Below are 18,703 nucleotides of genomic sequence, written 5' to 3'. Positions count from 1 at the left end.
ATGAACGACAGGGTCCATCGGTACCAATACGATGCGGGCGTGACCGACTGCCTGTTCTGCCGCATCGTCGCGGGCGAGATCCCGGCGACCGTGGTGACGGAGACCGACACGACGCTCGCGTTCCGCGACATCGACCCCAAGGCGCCCACGCACGTGCTGGTGATCCCCAAGGAACACCACACGGCGATCGGCGACGTCGACCCGGCGCTCGCGGGCGAGATCCTCGCCACCGCGCACCAGGTCGCGAAGGCCGAGGGGGTCGACGAGTCCGGGTACCGGCTCGTCTTCAACACAGGCAGGGACGGCGGGCAGACCGTCTTCCACGTGCACTGCCACGTCCTCGGTGGGCGCGGCCTCACCTGGCCTCCCGGCTAGCCCTGCTCTGGAACGGCCATCTCCCGCACGAACCGGGCGTCGACCGGGTTCCCGTGGCCGGGCACGACGATCCGCGGGTCCAGCTCCAGCAGCCGGTCGAGGACGTGGCGCCAGTTCGACGGCGTCGCGTCCGGACCTGCCTGGGCGGGAGCGCCCTGCTCCACCAGGTCGCCGGCGAACACGACACCGGCGTCCGGCACGTGCACGACCACGTCGTGCGAGGTGTGCGCGGGGCCGAAGTGGTGCAGGTCGACGCGGCGGCCGCCGACGTCCAGGGTGACGGTGTCGCGGAACGTGTGCGTGGGCGCGACGAGCCTGCCCTCGAACGGGTCGTCGTAGTACCGGGCGCGTTCGGCGAGCAGGCTGTCGTCCACAACGCAGTCCTCGTGCGCCCACACCTCGCACGGCAGGAACGCCTCGGTCGCCAGCACGTGGTCGAAGTGGTTGTGCGTCAACACGATCCGCGACGGACGGACCTCGCACGCCCACGCGGGGTCCATGCCCGAGTCCACGAGCAGCGACTCGCCCGCCCCGGTGACGAGGCCGAGGGTCAGGTCCAGCTCGGTGTGCCGCCGGACGAACACGCCGTCCGCGATCTCGATCACCTCAGCACCCCGTCGACCAGGACGGGAACCGCGCTGCTCACGTTGACCTCGACGGCGAGGGCGACGTCGGCGGCGTGACCGTTCTCGATCAGCTCCCGCCCCGACCCGCACTCCCGCACCGCGGTCACGACGTCGGTGTGCCGGAACGCCGAGGCCGCGAGCTGGGCCTCCGGCGACGCCGTGCCGTTCAGCGCCGCCAGCACCGCGCCCGCGCCCAGGTGGTCCTCGACGCACGGCCGGAGCGGTCCGAACTCGCGCGGGCCGGACTTCAGGACGTCGAGCCCCCACCGTTCGCCGCCGGGAACGACACCGATGGTCTCGCCCAGTTCCCGCGCCCGCCGCGCGACCGCCTCGGCGTTGCGCAGGCACGCCGCGAGCACGTGGGCTCCGGTCTGGCCGGCGAGGGTGCAGAGGTTCGAGCCGTTCGGCGACGGCAGCTCGACCAGCCCCGTCGCGCCGACGAGCGACGCCGGTCGCAGCGTCCGGCCGGAGGCGGGTCTCCACCGGGACGGCCGCACCTGACCACCGTTGCCGACCACCAGGTCGACGGACGTCGTGAACGACAGCACGTCGACGACGACCAGCACGTCGCAGTCCCTCAGCGCCTCGACGCCCTCGGGCCCCCACTCCAGCCGCAGCCGGTACCCCTCCTGGCTGAACACGCGCCCCAGCGTGCCAGACTCCGTGACGTGCGCGTTTATCTGGCAGCAGACCACGCGGGCTTCGAGCTGAAGTCCCACCTGTCCACGGCCCTCACCGAGCAGGGGTACGAGGTCGTCGACGTCGGTGCCCACTCCTACGACGCCCAGGACGACTACGTGTCGTTCTGCGTCGACGCCGCCGAGAAGGTCGTGGCCGACCGCGCCGGTGGCGGGGACGCCCTCGGCGTCGTGATCGGCGGCTCGGGCAACGGCGAGCAGATCGCCGCGAACAAGGTGAAGGGCGCTCGCGCCGCGCTGGCGTGGAACGTCGACACCGCGCAGCTCGCCCGCCAGCACAACGACGCCCTGCTCGTCGGCATCGGCGCTCGCCAGCACACGACCGAGGAGGCGACCGAGATCGTGTCGGCGTTCCTCCGGACGTCGTTCTCCGGCGAGCCGCGCCACCAGCGCCGCATCGACCAGGTCAGTGCCTACGAGACCAAGGCCTGATGCCCGAGGGCCACACGCTGCACCGCCTCGCGCGGCTGCACCAGCGCCGGTACGCGGGCAGGCTCGTGTCCGTCTCCAGTCCGCAGGGGCGCTTCGCGGCGTCCCTCGTGGACGGACGGAAGCTCGTCCGCGCCGAGGCGCACGGAAAGCACCTGTTCCACGTGTACGGCCCGGACGCGATCGTGCACGTCCACCTCGGCCTGTACGGCACGTTCACCGAGTCGCCGCTGCCGGTCCTGCTGCCCGTGGGCCAGGTCCGCATGCGGATGACCGGGGAGACGCACTGGACGGACCTGCGCGGCCCGACGGCGTGCGAGGTGCTGAACAAGGCCGAGGCCAAGGCGATCCGCGACCGGCTCGGGCCAGATCCGTTGCGCCGCGACGCCGACCCGGACCGCGCCTACGAGCGGATCATCCGGTCGAAGCAGTCGCTGGCCGTGCTGCTGATGGACCAGAGCGTCCTCGCGGGCGTCGGCAACGTCTACCGCGCCGAGGTGCTGTTCCGGCACAACGTGAACCCGCTGCTGCCCGGGAACAAGGTCAGCCGGGAGCTGTGGGACGCGATCTGGGCCGACCTCGTCGTGCTGATGAAGGACGGCGTGAAGGTCGGGCAGATCAACACCGTGCGCCGCGAGCACATGCCCCGCGCCATGGGCCGTGCGCCGCGCATGGATCGGCACGGCGGTGAGGTGTACGTCTACCGCCGTGCCGGGGAGCCGTGCTTCGTCTGCGGCACCGAGGTGCTGACCACCGAACTGGCCGCTCGCAACCTCTTCTGGTGCCCTGTCTGTCAGCCCTGATTTTTGGGGTGGGGTGGCTTTGGAGGTGCGGCTGGAAAGTGCTCAGTTGATGAGCACTTAGAAGTCGAAGCCGCCCATGTCGCCGAAGTCGAAGCCTCCGGCGTCGCCCGCGTCGGCGACGCTGCCCATGTCCCCCATGCCGGCGTCGCCCATGCCCATGTCGCCCATGCCGTAGTCGCCGACACCGTGCATGCCGGAGAACATGGCGTCCATCAGCAGGAACGTGCCCACGCCCCATGCGCCGGCCACGAGCGCGGGCTTCCACCACGGCTCGGAGTACCAGCCACGCGGCACCGGACGTCCGGCGACCATGCCACCGGGGTAGTAGTAGGGCGTGCCCGAACCGGACTGCGGCGACGCGGCGTACTGGTGGCCCTCGACGCTGACCTGGCGGTCCTCGCTGACGGCACCGGCCTGCTTCTGGGCCGCGCTCTCGGGCAGCGCGGGGCCGGGGTCCATGTCCATGGCCTGCCGGGCCGCGCGCACGTAGTGCAGGCCTTCCATCGCGGTTTCGGTGACCAGCTTGGCCTGCGGGATCGTGCGGGCCTGCTCCATCTGCGAACCGGCGGCGGTGAAGCGCTCGGACGCGTCGGCCATGGCCTGCGTCGCGGCGGCGTTGCTGCCGGTGAGGCTCATCACCTGCCCGCCCAGCCGCTCGACCCACCGGCGCGCTTCCGCCTTGGCGTCGTCGAGCTCCCGCGCCTTGCGCGCGTTGCTCTGGCTGACCAGGTAGAACACACCCGCGACCAGCAGTACCAGCACTACGACCCACACGATGGTGCCCACGGCTTTACCTCCCACAGCAGGTAATCGGTCAACGAGCGACCACGGCCGTGAGTTCCGTCAGAACACCTCGGGGCAATGTGGCTCACGTGTGCCGAGGAACGCCATCGTCAGCGCGTCCACGTGTCCTGGCGTGTGCTCGACCACGCGGTGTGCATGCCTGAGCACGGAAAGCCGTGCACCGCCGAGGAAAGCACTGCCGAGCGCGGCGACGTCCAATGACACATCCGCCGAGTCCTCGGTGCGCGTGACCGTCGCTTCACCGCCCTTGACCGTGAAGCGCCAACGGCCGGAGTTCCACGGGCAGAACGAGTCCTCGACCTCCAGCACGCTGTCCACATCGGACGAATACGCGCGCAGCGGAAGCGCACGGTCGACGTCGACGATCCGCACCCAAAGCGCGTCGGAGGCCTCGCGGCGGACCTTCCGCGGGTTGTCGACCATGTGCAGGATCGGGTCGTCCCAGGCGGTGTAGAAGGAGACCTTCGACGCGAGGTCCATGTCCAGCACGAACCGGTACAGGTCGGCGTAGGCCTGATCCGTCTCGCAGACCAGCTCGCGCACGTGCAGCTCGTTGGCCGGGCCGGTCGGGTCGCCCTCGTACTTGACCCGGAACACCACGTAACCCTCGGGGTGCAGGCAGTAGCGGTAGGACGTGAGCCCGCCCCGGTCGACCTCGCGGTCCCCGAGCTGCACGTCCCAGGTGTGCTCGACGCGGCTCAACCAGCCGACCTTCGTGCGCCACACCCGTTCGTAGAACTCGCGCATGACCGGCAGCGCTTCTTCCCGCGACACCTGACGAACTCGTGCGTCACTGATGTGCACGTTGGGATGAAACGGCATACGCGTCGGCATGGTGAGCATGGCGATGCTCGTCGTGTACTCGCCGTAGCCGTACCGGCGGTAGATCGAGCCTTCGGACGCCCACAGCATCGCGAGCGCCTCACCGTTCTCGTGCATGCCGTGCAGCTGCGTCTTCATCAGCAACGACGCCACGCCACGACGCCGATGGCCGGGCTTCACCCCCACCACCGTCACCGCGCCCGCCGGCACCTGGCGGTCACCGGGAACCGTGATCTCGCGACTCAGGATCCCGGCGGTGCCGATCATCTCGTCGCCGTCGAACACCGCGTGCGCCCTGTCCGGTTCGAGGACCTTGAGCCATCTGCTGTCCTCCGCCGTGGGGTCGCCGAGGAACGCCCAGGCCATCACCCCCTGGAACTCCGGGAGGTCGGATTCGGTGATGGTCCGGATGCTCAACGCCGAGTCAGCCATGCCCGCAGTGATACGCGGGTGCGGCGCGACTCGCAGCCCAATTACCGCTGGACGGACTTGACCTCGCAGAACTCGTCCAGCCCGAACCGCCCGAACTCGCGGCCGGTGCCCGACTGCCGGTAGCCGCCGAACGGCGCGCTGGTGTTGAAGGCGGCCGCGTTGATGTCGACCTGCCCGGTGCGCAGCTTCCTGGCGACACGCAGGGCGCGGTCGGTGTCCGCGGAGAACACGGCACCCGCCAGCCCGTAGATGGTGGAGTTCGCGATCCGCACCGCGTCGTCCTCGTCGGTGTACGGCATGACCGACAGCACCGGCCCGAAGATCTCCTCCTGCGCGATCGTCATCTCCGGCGTCACGCCACCGAACACCGTCGGCGTGACGTAGAAGCCCTGCGGCAGAGGGGCTTCGGGCCCGCCGGCGGCGAGCGTCGCACCTTCCTCCACACCCTTGCGGATGTAGGCGACCACACGATCGCGCTGCGCCTTCGACACCGCCGGCCCGATGCGGGTCGTCGGCTCGGCCGGGTCGGCGGAGACGTACTTCTTCGCCGCCTGGACGGCCAGCTCGACGGCCTCGTCGTGACGTTCAGCGGGCACCAGCAGCCGGGTCCACGCGCTGCACGCCTGACCGTTGTTCATGAACGAGTTCGCGACCGCGATCTTCACCGCCCTCCCGAGGTCGGCGTCGTCGAGCACGACGCACGCCGACTTGCCGCCCAGCTCGAGCGCCACCCGCTTGACCGTCTCGGCGGCCACGGCCGACACCCGCCGCCCGGCCTTCGTGGACCCGGTGAACGACACCATGTCCACGTCCTCGTGGGCGGCCAGCGCCTCGCCGACCACCGGCCCGGTGCCGTGGACGAGCTGGAACACCCCGGCCGGGGTGACCGCGGTGATGATCTCGGCGAGCAGGTCGGCGGTCCCGGGCGCGAGCTCGCTCGGCTTGAGCACCACGGTGTTGCCCGCGGCGAGCGCCGGAACGACCTTCGCGATCATCTGCTGCAGCGGGAAGTTCCACGGCGTGATGGCGGCGACGACCCCGACCGGCTCGCGGAAGACCAGCGAGTTGCCGATCTCCTCCGGCTCGAAGTACCCGTCCTCCAGCACGGCGGCGACCCCCTCCGCGATGGCGATCGGGTTCGCGACCTGCACCTTCTGGCTGAAGGTGAGGGGCGTGCCCATCTCCCGGGTCATGGTCGCCGCGAGCTCGTCCGCGCGGTCGCGCAGGCCGTCGACGATCGCCCGGACGGCCTTCGCCCGCTCGTCCACCGAGGTCTCCGACCAGGCCGGGAAGGCCCTGACCGCTGCGGCGACGGCCGCGTCGACGTCGGCCGGTGTGCCCTCGGCGAGCGTGCCGACGACTTCCTCGGTGGCGGGGTTGACGACCTCGATCACGAGAGCCCTCCAGGTGGATGTGACACCACTGCGCTGACAACTCGCCAGCCTGTCACATCCGCTGGCGGCGGTCACGTCGGAGTAGTGGGCGGTGGGACTTCGGGGTGGTGTGGGGCGCCGGTTGGAGAGGAAGGGGCGCGAGGGTCGGAAGGGAAAGCGGCGGCGTGAGGCGTGGGTTGGTTAGGACAGCGGCAGCGAGAAGCGGGTGTGGAAGCAGCGGCAGCGAGAGGCGTCTGGCGTGCGGAAGCAGCGGAGAGGCGCCGGGCGTGAAGAAAGCGGCAGGGACGCGCCCGGTGCGGGAAAAGCAGCAGGACGGCACCCGGTGCGAGGAAAACGGCCGGGAGGCGCCGGGCGTGCGGAAGCAGCTGCGAGAGGACGCGGACCTCCGGGTGAGGCAGCCAAGGATGAGACCACAGGCTCCGGGTGAGACTGCCAAGGACAAGGCACGGGCCCGAGAGGGACATGGGCCTTGAGCGAAAGCAGTCAAGAAGGAGCCACGGGCCTATGGAAGGCTCACCGGACCGCAGCCGCCATCGCACCTCCCAGCCGCCGCTCCCGCAGCACGCGCAGGTGCACCGACGCCCACGTCCGATACGGCCGCCACGCCTCGGACACCTCGGCCAACGGTCTGCCGTACCGCTCCGCCACCTCGTCGGTGAGACGGGACTCGTTGTGCGGCACGGCGTCCGGAGCGTTCGCCCCGCGCAGCACGACCAGCTCGGCCGCGAACGGTCCCAGCCCCTTGACCTGCTGCACCGCCAGCACGGCGGCCGCCGGTTTCATGGCGCGCAGCGTCACGCCGTCCAGCAGGCCCTCCAGGGCGGCCTCGGCCACGGCCCGCAGGTACTCGGCCTTGCGGCCGGGCAGGTCCAGGTCGAGCGCCAGCAGCTCCGCGGGGGCCGGGAACACGCCGTCCCGCAGCAGCGAAGCCTTCAGCGCGGCCGCCTGCGACATCCGCACCCGCTGCGCCAGCACCGACCACGCCGCCGCCTCGTACGGCGAGTAGAACCCGCAAGGACGCAAGCCGGGCAACGAGGCTTGGGCCTCGGCGATCACGGGATCTCGCGCACCGACGTCGGGCCACGCCCGCCCGTCGACGTCCAGCGACAGGAACCGGCACACCTGCGCCGCGGCCAGGTCGAGATCGCCGGTGCCGGACAGCGACAGGACGGCAGTGGCGCCGTGCTGGGTCACGGAGACCGCGGCACGGCGCCACTCGCCTTCGACCAGGAACACCGCCCGCAGCGCCTCGCTCGAGTGCGCGGGCAACGCGGACGGTGTGAAGCCCTCCCAGAAAGCACGGGAGGTCGCCAGGGACCAGGGCCCCTGGACTGCGATTTCGACGCGGTGGTCTGCCATGTCGAAAACGCTAGCGAGCACCCCCGACAGAAAACTCGGCCGAGGAGCCCGGGAGACCTCAGCTGAAGTCCAGGTCACCCGTCCGAGTGCGCTTCAGCTCGAAGAAGTACGGGTAGCCGGCCAGCAGCCGGGCGCCGTCGAAGATCGTGCCCGCCTCCTCGCCCCGCGGGATCTTCGTCAGCACCGGGCCGAAGAACGCGACGCCGTCGATGTGGATGGTCGGCGTGCCGACGTCCATGCCGACCGGGTCCATGCCGCGGTGGTGCGAGGCCCGCAGCGCCTCGTCGTACTCGGTCGAGGTCGCGGCCTCGGCGAGCTCGGCGGGCAGGCCGGCGTCCTCGAGGGCCAGCGGGATGACCTCGGAGAAGTCCTTCTTGCCCTCGTTGTGGATGCGCGTGCCCAGCGCGGTGTAGAGCTTCGGCAGCACCTCGTTGCCGAACTTCTGCTCGGCGGCGATGGCGACGCGGACGGGACCCCACCCGTGCGTCATGAGCTCCTTGTACTGCTCGGGCAGGTCACGGCCCTCGTTCAGCACGGACAGGCTCATCACGTGGAAGCTCAGGTCGATGTCGCGGACCTTCTCCACCTCGAGGATCCAGCGGGAGGAGATCCAGGCGAACGGGCAGAGAGGGTCGAAGTAGAACTCGACCTTCGCCTTGTCGGTCATGCGTGCCCCTTAAGTCACTGTGAGCGGTTATCGCCCCATCAGCCCAACCAGATCACCCCGTCATCTCTTCCCGTGTGCCGGTTCCGTGATTGGATGCGGGAGTCATAACCATTCCCGACGACGTCAGCGCGTAACCAAACGCGTGGCAGACGAGGTGACCAGTGGCCGCGCCCAACCTCACCCGCGACCAGGCTCAGGACCGTGCTGAGCTGCTGGAAGTGGAGTCCTACCGGATCGAGCTGGACCTGACCGACGGCGGCGGAAAGCCGGGTACGGACACGTTCCGCTCCACCACCACCGTGGTGTTCCGCAGCCGGACTCCGGGTGCTTCCTCGTGGATCGACATCGTGGCGGCGACCGTGCACCGCGCTGTGCTCAACGGAAGCGAGATCGACGTCTCCGACTACCGCGAGGAGGACGGCGTCAAGCTGCCGGACCTCGCGGAGACCAACGAGCTCACCATCGAGGCCGACTGCCGGTACATGAACACCGGCGAGGGCCTGCACCGGTTCGTCGACCCGGTCGACGGCGGCGTGTACCTGTACTCGCAGTTCGAGACCGCGGACGCCAAGCGCATGTTCGCGTGCTTCGACCAGCCCGACCTCAAGTCCGTCTACTCCATGAAGGTGACGGCGCCGCACGACTGGAAGGTCATCTCGAACGGCGAGATCACCGCCACCGAGCCCGGCGAGGGCGGTGCGGACGTGCACACGTTCGCCACCACCAAGCCGATGTCGACCTACATCGTGGCCCTGGTCGCCGGTCCGTACGCCGAGTGGCGCGACGAGTTCGTCGAGGGCGACTTCACGATCCCGCTGGGCATCTACTGCCGTGCCTCGCTCGCTCCCCACATGGACCACGAGCGGCTGTTCACCGAGACCAAGCAGGGCTTCGGGTTCTTCCACAAGGCGTTCGGGGTGCAGTACCCGTTCGGCAAGTACGACCAGTGCTTCGTGCCGGAGTTCAACGCGGGCGCGATGGAGAACGCCGGCTGCGTCACGTTCCTCGAGGACTACGTCTTCCGCAGCCGCGTCACCCGCTACCTCTACGAGCGCCGCGCCGAGACCGTGCTGCACGAGATGGCGCACATGTGGTTCGGCGACCTGGTCACCATGCGCTGGTGGGACGACCTGTGGCTGAACGAGTCGTTCGCCACGTGGGCGTCCGTGCTCGCGCAGGCCGAGGCCACCGAGTACCGCCAGGCGTGGACGACGTTCGCGAAGATCGAGAAGTCGTGGGCCTACCGGCAAGACCAGCTGCCGAGCACGCACCCGGTCGCCGCGGACATCTCCGACGTGCAGGCGGTCGAGGTCAACTTCGACGGCATCACCTACGCCAAGGGCGCCTCGGTGCTCAAGCAGCTCGTCGCGTACGTCGGGCTGGAGAACTTCCTGGCGGGCCTGCGGGTCTACTTCGCCAAGCACGCCTGGGGCAACGCCACGCTGGCCGACCTGCTGGGCGCGCTGGAGGAGGCGTCGGGCCGCGACCTGTCGTGGTGGAGCGCGCAGTGGCTGGAGACGACGGGCCTGAACCTGTTGCGCCCCAAGTTCACCGTGGACGCCGACGGCAAGTTCACCGAGTTCGCCGTGCTGCAGGGCGGCGCGCGTCCGGGTGCTGGCGAGCTGCGCACGCACCGCATCGCGATCGGCGTCTACGACGACGACGGCTCCGGCAAGCTCGTCCGCACGCACCGCCACGAGCTGGACGTCACGGGCGACCGCACCGAGGTCCCCGAACTGGTCGGCGTGCACCGCGGCAAGATCGTGCTGGTCAACGACGACGACCTCACGTACTGCACGATGCGCCTGGACCCCGACTCGCTGGCCGCGCTGATCGACCACATCTCGGACATCGCCGAGCCGCTGCCGCGCACGCTGTGCTGGTCGGCCGCGTGGGAGATGACCCGCGAGGCCGAGCTGAAGGCACGCGACTTCGTCGACCTGGTGCTCGGCGGCCTCGGCTCCGAGACCGAGGTCGGTGTGGTGCAACGACTTCTGCTCCAGGCCCAGACCTCGCTGTCGTCCTACGCGGACGACTCGTGGCGCGCGGAGGGCTGGCGCCGGTTCGTCGCCAAGGCCCTCGAACTGGCGCAGGCGGCCGAGCCGGGTTCCGACCACCAGCTGGCGTTCGTGAACGCGCTGGCCTCGTCGGTGCTCGACGACTCCACTGTGGACGTCCTGCGCGGCTGGTACGACGGTTCCGCGGTCCTCGAGGGCCTCGACGTCGACACCGACCTGCGCTGGCGCCTGCTGCAGGCGCTCGTCGCGCACGGCAGGGCGGACCTGCCGGAGATCAACGCCGAGGAGGAGCGCGACCCGACCTCCACCGGCCACCGCCGTGCGCAGTCGACGCGCGCCCTGCGCCCGACCACCGCGGCGAAGGACGAGGCCTGGGACCGCGCCGTGAACGACGACGACCTGCCCAACGCGGTCAGCGAGGCGATCATCGCGGGCATCTCGCACCCCGGTCAGAAGGAACTGCTCGCGCCGTACGTCGAGCGCTACTTCGCCGACGTCAAGGGTGTGTGGGACCGCCGCTCCTCCGAGCGCGCGCAGTCGATGGTCGTGGGCATGTTCCCGGCGTGGTCGATCGCGAAGTCCACTGTGGAGGCCGCGGACGCGTGGCTGGCCGACGAGCACCCGCCGGCCCTGCGCCGCCTGGTGTCCGAGGGCAGGGCGGGCATCGTGCGCGCGCTCGCCGCGCAGGAGTTCGACCGCTCCTGACGAGCTGAAGTGGAAGCCCCGCAATGCGTTCGCGCGTTGCGGGGCTTTCGCGTAGCTTCGGGCGGCCTGGGGAGGTTTCTTGCCGCTGCCGATTCGCTACGAGGTCGTGCGCCACATCGAGGGTTACGACGAAGAAGTGCTGGTCCGGGCCGTCGACGCGGACGGCCTGTTCACCGGTGAAGTGCTGCCGGACCGAGAGCTCCTGGTGTTCCGCGGGGTCCTGCCGGAGACCGCCGCGCGGTTCGGCGAGCTCGTCGGGTTCGACGTGTACGACGGCCCGCACCACCTGCAGAGGTGGACGTTCGAGGACATTCACGTCCACGCTGTGACACCGGACGGCGAGGTGTTCGCCTCGGCATCCCTGTTGTGCCAGTCCTACTTGTTCGATCCGCTGCCCGACGTGGTGACGTACTGGCTGCTGGAGCCGGGGACACTGGATCGTGAGTGCACCTCCATCGACGGTTTTCCCCGCAAGGGGCACGACTACCGCGTCCATTGGCCTCCCGTGCGGCTCATCGGGTGCGAGGTCGCCGAGCCGACCAGACAGGTCATCGAGAGACCGCATCTGTGGGAGGGCTACGCGGAGTACCTCCGCGCACTGGACGTCCACGGCGACGAGCTGGCCACCGTGCCGTTCGGCCTGGACATCACCGACGTCCGGCGGTCACCGCTGGGTGCCGGGCTCCTCGACCTGACGTTCGCCCAGACTGCGCACTTCGTCGAAGGAAGGACGTTCCCGAAGGCCGGCTGGCGGCCGGTGTGGGAACTCTGGCGGGAGAGCGTTCCGGCCGAACCCGGTCTGTGGTCGCGGTACGGCACCGAGGGCCGATCGGCCTGGCTCGCACTGCTGCGTCACGGCGACGACCGGCCGCAGGGGTGGGGCGGCGGGGGTGTCTTCCACGTCGACGGCAGGCACGTCACCGACACGCCGAGCCTCTACCTCGCGCTGAACGAGGGACTGCTCGGTCCGGGACGTCTTTTCGGACGGACGTACTGGGAGGTGGAGGAGCACCTGCGTCTGTTGTGCTGCGGTCCAGTGCCCGGCGACACCACCGTGGTGTGGCACCACTCCGACGTCGCTCGTCACGCGGTCGCCGAGGAGTTCGACTGGATCGTGGCAACTCTGCGGCTCCACGTCGACCTCGTGCTCGAACCGTCCACATCAGAAGGAGAAGCATGATCGGCGAACTGGTGGAGCGCTGGCACCGCGGCTGGATCGCGGCCGACGGGCTGACGTCCGAGCACCGCGACGGCTACCTGGTGGTCCACGTGAACCGGCCGCACCGGGTGTTCGAGTGGATCGCGACGGACGACGCGGAGACCGCCGCGATGGCCACGATGGTGGCGGCCGCGAGCGAACCGAGCTGGCTCAGCGTCCCCACGCACGCGCCCGAGAAGGTGGTCGCGGACGTCGAAGCGGCGGGCATGATCGTGGCCCGGCCGGACGAGACGTTCATGCGGCGTGCGCTGGCGGGCCATCCCGCGCCGGAACCGCCCGCGGGCTACGAGGTGGAGGTCACCGGGGGCCCGGTGATCGGGGTGAGGGTGCTGGCGGACGGTGAGGTGGCGGCCAGCGGGTTGATGGCCGTGGTGGGCCGGGATGCCGTGGCCCACCGCATCGAGACCGCGGAGGCACATCGGCGGCGGGGGCTCGGCAGCGTCGTGATGGGCGCGCTGATCACGGAGGCACTGGACCAGGGCGCGGAGACCGGGCTGTTGTTCGCCTCCACCGCGGGCGTGCACCTGTACCTCAAGCTGGGGTGGGAGAAGATCTCCGACCTCGTGGTGGCCCAGAACGCGGCCGCGCGGGACGCGGTCAGCGCGTAGAAAACGCCCCCGGCGCGGTGCCGGGGGCGTTCTCGAGAACGATGATCAGGAACGCGGTGCGGTGCCCGCCTGGTCGGTCAGCATGCGCAGGCCCGACACGAGGCCGCCCGCGAGGTCGCCCTCCTTGAAGGACGCGACCATGCTCATCACCGCGAGCTTGGCGCCGCGGTCGGCGAGACGGCGGTGGGACTCCTCGCCCGTCACGACCTCGACGACGCGCTCGCCCGGCGACACGGCCACGAGGACGTGGTGCGACGGGCGCTCGGTGGAGCCGTGCAGCTCCTGCGCGCGCTCGTGGGCGTTCGAGCCGAGCTCGCCCAGGTACACGCTGAAGTCGAGGCCCGTGGTGCGGCTGGAGAGCGTCAGCGCCTCGTCCAGCTGCGCGAGCTGGGTCGGCGTGAACGGCAGCTCCGGCACGTGCGGCTCGTACATCTTCGCCGCGGACACCCGGCCGCTGTTCGTCACGACGGCCCCGAGGGGCAGCGATGCCGGGTCGACGGCCTCGATCGCCTTACCAGTTGCCACGTGCGCCTCCCTTGGCGGTCGAGCCCGCGGTACCGGGCTCAGCGGCGCTGTGGTGCTCCGCGCTCAACCCAGCGGGGTTCGCGCTCCACCACACCGGGGCGTAGCCCCACTCCTGGCCGGGCCGGTACCGGGGAATCCGGGTGGCCTTTGGCCTCACCGTCAGCAGCGTGATCACGCCGTAAATGGCCAGCGGGATCAGCGCGAAGACGAGAACGGTCTCCACGATGGTCACGGCGGGTACGGTAGCCGAACTCAGCCGCGCACGAGCGGCCGGGCCAGCAAGATCGCGGTGAATCCCACGATCGAGCCCGCCACGACGTAGACGGTGCCGAGCGACGTCGCCTCGGCCAGCGGTCCGGCGAGGCCCGCACCCAGCGGGGACAGGCCCCAGGCGAGCACCCGATAAGCACTGGTCACACGGCCCATCATCGGGCCGGGCGTGAGGCGTTGCCGCCGGGTCGCGGACAGCACGTTCCACCCCGCGGACGCCAGGCCGAACAGCACGCACGCGAACACCGCCACCACCAGCAGCGGGGTGAGGCCGAACAACGCGAACGCAGCGCCGAGCACCGCCAGGAACCCGACCATGACCCGGCCGGAACCCCACCGCCGCGCGAGCCGCGGGGAGAGCCAGGCCCCTAGCAGAGCTCCGGCCGCCATGGCCACGACGAGGAGCGGAACCACCGGTTCGGCGAGACCGAGTACCTGGATGGAGTAGAGCGCCAGCACGGCGTTGATCGCGGCCGCACACAGAGCTGTGATTGCAACGGCAACTACCAGTGACCGCAGGCCCGGGGTCCGCAGGAGGAACCGCGCCCCCTCGGCCAGTTGCCCGCGAAGATCACCCTCGGACCGTTCCGCGGCGACGTCCGGCACGCGGGACGCGAGCACCGCGGCGGCGACGAACGAGAGCGCGTCGAGGGCGAAGCAGGCGGCCGGGGCCCACCAGAACAGCGCCGCGGCGGCCAGCGGGCCGGCGAGGTCCATCCCGACCGTCTCGACCGCGACGAACCTGCCGTTCGCCGCCTCCAGCCCTCCAGGGCCCGCGAGCTCGACCAGCAGCACCTGGGACGCCGAGTCCGCGAACGTCTCCGCGGACGTCAGCACGAAAGCCGTGGCGCACAAGACGACCACCGTCGCGTGTCCGGTGTGGACCGCGAGCGCGAGCACTCCGGTCACCCCGGCGCGCAGCGAATGCGCCACCACGACAACGTTTCTGGGTCTCCAGCGGTCCACAAGGGCGCCGGCGGGCAGCGCGACGAGCAACCAGGGCAGCGTCAGCGCGACGGCCACAGCGGACACGGCGAGCGGACTGCGCGTGCTCGCGGCGGTGAACAAGGGCAACGCGACGACGCGCACGCCGTCGCCCGCGAGCGACACCGCCCAAGCCCCGGTGAGCGCTCGAAAACCCCGTTCGTGCACGCCTTTTGCCCTATGACGCACATCACGTTCCACCAGATTGGACACTACAGAGCGTGTCCATACCGGCCAGTAAGGCCAACGAGTGCTCTCGTGCGGCGCAGCGGTTACACCCGGTCAGGCCTCACCCGGTCGGAGGCGAACGGGTGCCGGTTTGGGGTCTTGTTCCCGGATCACTCACCTCCTAGCTTTTCACCTATACGGGTCTTGCGCACCCGCCCCGAACGAGTTGGAGGACACAAAATGTTCACGATGACCCCCTCCCAGGCCGTGACCTTCACTCTTCCGAGCTACAAGGACGACTCAGTGCGTATCACCGCCAGTGACTCCGTCCGGATCACGATGGACGACTCCGTTCGGATCACCGCCTCGGATTCGGTGCGCATCACGGCGAGCGACTCCGTCCGCATCACGATGAGCGACTCCGTGCGCATCACCGCGAGCGATTCGGTCAGGATCACGTGCGCCGACTCCGTCCGGATCACGGCCCACGACGACTCCGTCCGGATCACCGCTCAGAGCGATTCGGTCAGGATCACCGCGCACGACGACTCGGTCCGCATCACCATGGACGACTCCGTGCGCATCACCGCACACGACGACTCGGTCCGGATCACGGCGCAGCAGGACTCAGTCCGCATCACCGCGCATGACGACTCGGTGCGCATCACGGCGCACGACGACTCCGTGCGCATCACGGCACAGCAGGACTCCGTGCGCATCACCCTGGACGACTCGGTCCGCATCACCGCGCACGACGACTCCGTGCGCATCACGGCACGCCGGGACGACTTCTCCCTCGCGGCCTGACCCGGCGCGGACGCGGCAGATCAGGCCGCGGGTTCACCCAGGTACGGCAACCACTGAGGATCAGCCTCGGCCACCCCGGCGAGCAGCCGCCAGTGCGGGCCACGCGGCGCCGCGGGAACGACGCGCAGCCGCCAGCCCAGCTCCGACAGCAACTTGTCCGCCTTGCGGTGGTTGCACTTCGCACAGCAGGCGACGCAGTTCGTCCAGGTGTGAGGTCCGCCACGCGAACGCGGCACGACGTGGTCGATCGTCTCGGCCCGCCCGCCGCAGTAGGCGCAGCGATAACGGTCGCGGTGCATGAGCCCGGCACGGGTCATCGGCACACGGCCGCGATAAGGCACGCGCACGTAGGAGCTCAGCCGGATCACGGACGGCACGAGCACCTCGGACTTCGACGAGTGCAGCACCAGCCCGGAAGCGTCTCCGTGCACGACTTCGGCTTTCCCGCAGACCACGAGGACGACCGCGCGGCGCAGTGACAACGCCGTGAGCGGCTCGAACGTGGCGTTGAGCAGCAGGACCTTGCGTCTTCCCCAGGGGAAAACCGCCGGCGTCGGACCGGGACCTCCCCCATCTCGATCCCCATCCGGCACGACCCGCAGCTCGGGCTGATTTCGGCATGGGGGGACCGTCGGCGCCGCCTCGCCGTGCAGCGAGCCGCCGATAGGGGTCGGTTGTCGGTCTGGCACGCGACACCTCCACCGGTTCAGCCATAGGAGACCACACTTACCAGGAAAAAATCACGTGTGATAAGTGACGTGTCACGGATGCGTGATCGAACCTGGGGTGAACCAGCTCCCTATCGGAGATGGTTTTCAAGAGCCCGCTACCCTTGACAAGGTGACAGAGGCCCCTTCCACTCCACTGCCTGCGACGATCACCTACCCGATCGCCGAGCGGCTAAACCTCACCGAGCAGCTCCACGGGCGCGACGTCGCCGATCCGTACCGCTGGCTCGAGGACACGGCAGACCCCCGCACCGCGGAGTGGTCGCAGGCGCAGGACGTGCTCGCGCGCTCCTGGTTGGACGCGATGCCCGGCCGCGAGCGGCTCGACGCCCGGCTGAGGGAGCTGATGCGCACGGGATCGGTGTCCACGCCGAGCTGGCGCGCCGGCAGGGCGTTCTTCACCCGCCGCGGCCCCGAGCAGGACCACCCCGTCGTCGTGGTGCGCGAGACCGACGGCACCGAACGCGTGCTGCTCGACGTGAGCGCGCTCGACCCGTCCGGCAGCACCACCCTGGACGGCTGGTCCCCCAGCCTCGAGGGCACGCGCCTCGCCTACCAGGTGTCCGTGGGCGGCAACGAGCACTCGCTGCTGCACGTCATCGACGTCGAGACCGGTGAGCTCGTCGAGGGTCCCATCGACCGGTGCCGCTACTCCGCGATCGGCTGGCTGCCGGGCGGCGAGGAGTTCTACTACGTCCGCCAGCTCGACCCGGCGCTGCTGCCCGAGGACGAGAAGCTGTTCCACCGCCGCGTGTGGCGCCACCGCGTCGGCACGGACCCGGAGACCGACCTCAACGTGCACGGCGACGGCCAGGCGCACACGTTCTACTACACGCTGAACGTCTCGCACGACGGCCGCTGGCTGGTCGTGAGCGGTGCGCCCAGCACGATGAAGCACGACTCCGTGTGGATCGCGGACCTGCACGGCACCGGTGAGCTCAAGCCCGTGATCCTGACCGAGGAGGGCGTCCAGTGCTCGGCGTCCGTCGCGCGTGACGGCAGGCTCTACCTGCACACCAACCACGGCGCGCCCCGGCAGCGCCTCTGCGTCGCCGACCCCGCGAACCCCACCGAGTGGACCGAGCTGATCGGCGAGGAACCCGACTCGGTGCTCGACGGCGTGCGCTGGCTCGACGGAGACCTGGTCGTCCTGCGCACCCGGCACGCGGTGTCCGAACTGCACCTGCACGACGCCACGACCGGCGCGCACAAGCAGGAGATCCCGCTGCCCGGCACGGGTTCGCTGCACGGCATGTCCGTTGTGGACCCCCAGACGCCCCACGACCAGGACACGCTCTGGTTCGGGTGGACGGACTTCGTGACGCCGCAGTCGGTGTTCCGCTACTCCAGGGCCACCGGGGAGACGGTGCTGCACGAGGCCGCGCCTGGTCGCGTCGAACTGCCGGCCGTGACGACGCAGCAGATCGCGTACTCCTCGAAGGACGGCACGACGGTCCGGATGTTCGTCGTGAGCGGCGAGCAGAAGCCCGACCTGCCCCGTCCCGCGCTGCTCACCGGCTACGGCGGCTTCGCGATCGGCCGTGGTCCCGGCTACAGCGCGACCACGCTGGCCTGGGTCGAGGCGGGCGGCGTGTGGGTGCACGTGTCGTTGCGCGGCGGCGACGAGGAAGGCGAGGACTGGCACGTCGACGGCATGCGCGCCAACAAGCAGAACGTGTTCGACGACTTCCACGCGGCGGCGGAGCGCCTGGTCCGCGACGGGTGGACCACGCCCCAGCAGCTGTCGATCATGGGAGGCTCCAACGGCGGTCTGCTCGTGGGCGCCGCGCTGACGCAACGCCCCGAGCTCTACGCGGCCGTGGTGTGCTCAGCGCCACTGCTCGACATGGTGCGCTACGAGAAGTTCCTGCTCGGGCGGCTGTGGGCCGACGAATACGGGAGCGCAAGCGTTTCCGAGGAACTGGGCTGGCTGCTCTCCTACTCGCCTTATCACCAAGTGGTAACGGACGTTGAGTACCCTTCTGTGTTGTTCACGGTGTTCGAGTCGGATTCTCGTGTGGACCCCAACCACGCCAGGAAGATGTGCGCGGCACTGCAGCACGCTTCGTCAAGTGATCCGACCAAGCACCCCGTGCTGATCCGCCGCGAGACCGAGGTCGGTCACGCCGGACGATCGGTCAGCCGGACGGTGGCTCTCGCCGTGGACCAGCTGACGTTTCTCGCGAATGCCACAGGCATGGAGTTGTAGGAGGGCACCACCACGTGATGGCCACGAGTCCCGTGGACGACATCTCGAACAGG

19 protein-coding genes are annotated in these 18,703 nt (G+C 69.9%); 8 read left to right on the top strand and 11 right to left on the bottom strand.

The window, feature by feature from the left end; all coding sequences use genetic code 11:
- Complete coding sequence (locus IE307_RS26935) at positions 1-375, top strand: histidine triad nucleotide-binding protein (RefSeq protein WP_191302133.1); 375 nt, start codon at positions 1-3, stop codon at positions 373-375.
- Here IE307_RS26935 and IE307_RS26930 read toward each other — a convergent pair.
- Entirely contained in the window at positions 372-980 is a 609-nt protein-coding gene (locus IE307_RS26930) for an MBL fold metallo-hydrolase (protein ID WP_191302132.1), read from the bottom strand. The genes IE307_RS26935 and IE307_RS26930 overlap by 4 nt on opposite strands.
- On the bottom strand, positions 977-1,642 hold the full coding sequence (locus IE307_RS26925; protein ID WP_191302131.1) for a 2-phosphosulfolactate phosphatase: 666 nt from the start codon (positions 1,640-1,642) through the stop codon (positions 977-979). The genes IE307_RS26930 and IE307_RS26925 overlap by 4 nt, the downstream gene beginning before the upstream one ends.
- Positions 1,643-1,669: 27 nt before the next feature.
- On the opposite strand from IE307_RS26925, the gene IE307_RS26920 reads away from it, so the two are divergent.
- Both IE307_RS26920 and IE307_RS26915 read left to right on the top strand, forming a co-directional pair.
- Positions 1,670-2,131: a ribose-5-phosphate isomerase gene (locus IE307_RS26920; RefSeq protein ID WP_191302130.1), complete on the top strand. Its 462-nt coding sequence runs from the start codon at positions 1,670-1,672 to the stop codon at positions 2,129-2,131.
- Positions 2,131-2,931, top strand: a complete 801-nt coding sequence (locus IE307_RS26915) for an Fpg/Nei family DNA glycosylase (RefSeq protein ID WP_191302129.1) — start codon at positions 2,131-2,133, stop codon at positions 2,929-2,931. The genes IE307_RS26920 and IE307_RS26915 overlap by 1 nt, the downstream gene beginning before the upstream one ends.
- 57 nt (positions 2,932-2,988) lie before the next feature.
- On the opposite strand, the gene IE307_RS26910 is transcribed toward IE307_RS26915, so the two are convergent.
- From IE307_RS26910 to IE307_RS26890, 5 genes are all read right to left on the bottom strand, one after another.
- Positions 2,989-3,717, bottom strand: coding sequence for a hypothetical protein (locus IE307_RS26910; protein ID WP_191302128.1), 729 nt, complete (start codon positions 3,715-3,717; stop codon positions 2,989-2,991).
- Between the two features lie 57 nt (positions 3,718-3,774).
- Positions 3,775-4,989, bottom strand: coding sequence for a GNAT family N-acetyltransferase (locus IE307_RS26905; protein ID WP_191302127.1), 1,215 nt, complete (start codon positions 4,987-4,989; stop codon positions 3,775-3,777).
- Between the two features lie 41 nt (positions 4,990-5,030).
- Complete coding sequence (locus tag IE307_RS26900) at positions 5,031-6,383, bottom strand: aldehyde dehydrogenase family protein (RefSeq protein ID WP_191302126.1); 1,353 nt, start codon at positions 6,381-6,383, stop codon at positions 5,031-5,033.
- Between the two features lie 513 nt (positions 6,384-6,896).
- A complete protein-coding gene (locus IE307_RS26895) occupies positions 6,897-7,742 on the bottom strand; it encodes a DNA-3-methyladenine glycosylase family protein (RefSeq protein WP_191302125.1) in 846 nt (281 codons plus the stop codon).
- A 58-nt stretch (positions 7,743-7,800) separates the two neighbouring features.
- Positions 7,801-8,409 carry a mycothiol-dependent nitroreductase Rv2466c family protein gene (locus IE307_RS26890; RefSeq protein ID WP_191302124.1) on the bottom strand — a complete coding sequence of 203 codons (609 nt, stop codon included), beginning with the start codon at positions 8,407-8,409 and terminating at the stop codon, positions 7,801-7,803.
- 161 nt (positions 8,410-8,570) lie between these two features.
- Between IE307_RS26890 and pepN the strand changes: the two genes are divergently transcribed.
- From pepN to IE307_RS26875, 3 genes are all read left to right on the top strand, one after another.
- Positions 8,571-11,132: an aminopeptidase N gene (gene pepN, locus IE307_RS26885; RefSeq protein WP_191302123.1), complete on the top strand. Its 2,562-nt coding sequence runs from the start codon at positions 8,571-8,573 to the stop codon at positions 11,130-11,132.
- A 79-nt stretch (positions 11,133-11,211) separates the two neighbouring features.
- Positions 11,212-12,312 carry a barstar family protein gene (locus IE307_RS26880; RefSeq protein ID WP_191302122.1) on the top strand — a complete coding sequence of 367 codons (1,101 nt, stop codon included), beginning with the start codon at positions 11,212-11,214 and terminating at the stop codon, positions 12,310-12,312.
- Entirely contained in the window at positions 12,309-12,959 is a 651-nt protein-coding gene (locus tag IE307_RS26875) for a GNAT family N-acetyltransferase (RefSeq protein ID WP_191302121.1), read from the top strand. Before IE307_RS26880 ends, IE307_RS26875 begins: the two co-directional genes overlap by 4 nt.
- 45 nt (positions 12,960-13,004) lie before the next feature.
- Here the strand turns inward: IE307_RS26875 and IE307_RS26870 are convergent, their stop codons facing one another.
- The 3 genes from IE307_RS26870 to IE307_RS26860 are packed head-to-tail and all read right to left on the bottom strand — an operon-like array spanning position 13,005 to position 14,906.
- A complete protein-coding gene (locus IE307_RS26870) occupies positions 13,005-13,484 on the bottom strand; it encodes a DUF5130 family protein (protein WP_191302120.1) in 480 nt (159 codons plus the stop codon).
- Positions 13,471-13,716, bottom strand: a complete 246-nt coding sequence (gene ctaJ, locus IE307_RS26865) for an aa3-type cytochrome oxidase subunit CtaJ (RefSeq protein ID WP_191302119.1) — start codon at positions 13,714-13,716, stop codon at positions 13,471-13,473. The genes IE307_RS26870 and ctaJ overlap by 14 nt, the downstream gene beginning before the upstream one ends.
- 20 nt (positions 13,717-13,736) lie before the next feature.
- Entirely contained in the window at positions 13,737-14,906 is a 1,170-nt protein-coding gene (locus tag IE307_RS26860) for an MFS transporter (RefSeq protein WP_191302118.1), read from the bottom strand.
- Positions 14,907-15,209: 303 nt separating this feature from the next.
- Here IE307_RS26860 and IE307_RS26855 point away from each other — a divergent pair, with 303 nt between their 5' ends.
- The gene (locus IE307_RS26855) at positions 15,210-15,713 is read left to right on the top strand and encodes a DUF2345 domain-containing protein (protein WP_191302117.1); all 504 of its coding nucleotides are present in this window, start codon (positions 15,210-15,212) and stop codon (positions 15,711-15,713) included.
- 20 nt (positions 15,714-15,733) lie between these two features.
- On the opposite strand, the gene IE307_RS26850 is transcribed toward IE307_RS26855, so the two are convergent.
- Entirely contained in the window at positions 15,734-16,306 is a 573-nt protein-coding gene (locus IE307_RS26850) for an HNH endonuclease (protein WP_229693928.1), read from the bottom strand.
- 247 nt (positions 16,307-16,553) lie between these two features.
- Between IE307_RS26850 and IE307_RS26845 the strand changes: the two genes are divergently transcribed.
- Positions 16,554-18,650: a prolyl oligopeptidase family serine peptidase gene (locus tag IE307_RS26845; RefSeq protein WP_191302115.1), complete on the top strand. Its 2,097-nt coding sequence runs from the start codon at positions 16,554-16,556 to the stop codon at positions 18,648-18,650.
- Positions 18,651-18,703: the final 53 nt, after the last annotated feature.

Origin of the sequence: Lentzea cavernae (genome assembly GCF_014653695.1) — a bacterium.
Lineage (GTDB): Bacteria > Actinomycetota > Actinomycetes > Mycobacteriales > Pseudonocardiaceae > Lentzea > Lentzea cavernae.
This window is presented reverse-complemented; position numbering and strand designations above follow the sequence as displayed.

Bases quoted from the DNA above. Each gene is read 5' to 3' on its own strand.
- IE307_RS26890 (WP_191302124.1), bottom strand. From the start codon at position 8,409: ATGACCGACAAGGCGAAGGTCGAGTTCTACTTCGACCCTCTCTGCCCG.
- IE307_RS26905 (WP_191302127.1), bottom strand. From the start codon at position 4,989: ATGGCTGACTCGGCGTTGAGCATCCGGACCATCACCGAATCCGACCTC.
- IE307_RS26895 (WP_191302125.1), bottom strand. From the start codon at position 7,742: ATGGCAGACCACCGCGTCGAAATCGCAGTCCAGGGGCCCTGGTCCCTG.
- IE307_RS26915 (WP_191302129.1), top strand. From the start codon at position 2,131: ATGCCCGAGGGCCACACGCTGCACCGCCTCGCGCGGCTGCACCAGCGC.
- IE307_RS26935 (WP_191302133.1), top strand. From the start codon at position 1: ATGAACGACAGGGTCCATCGGTACCAATACGATGCGGGCGTGACCGAC.
- IE307_RS26875 (WP_191302121.1), top strand. From the start codon at position 12,309: ATGATCGGCGAACTGGTGGAGCGCTGGCACCGCGGCTGGATCGCGGCC.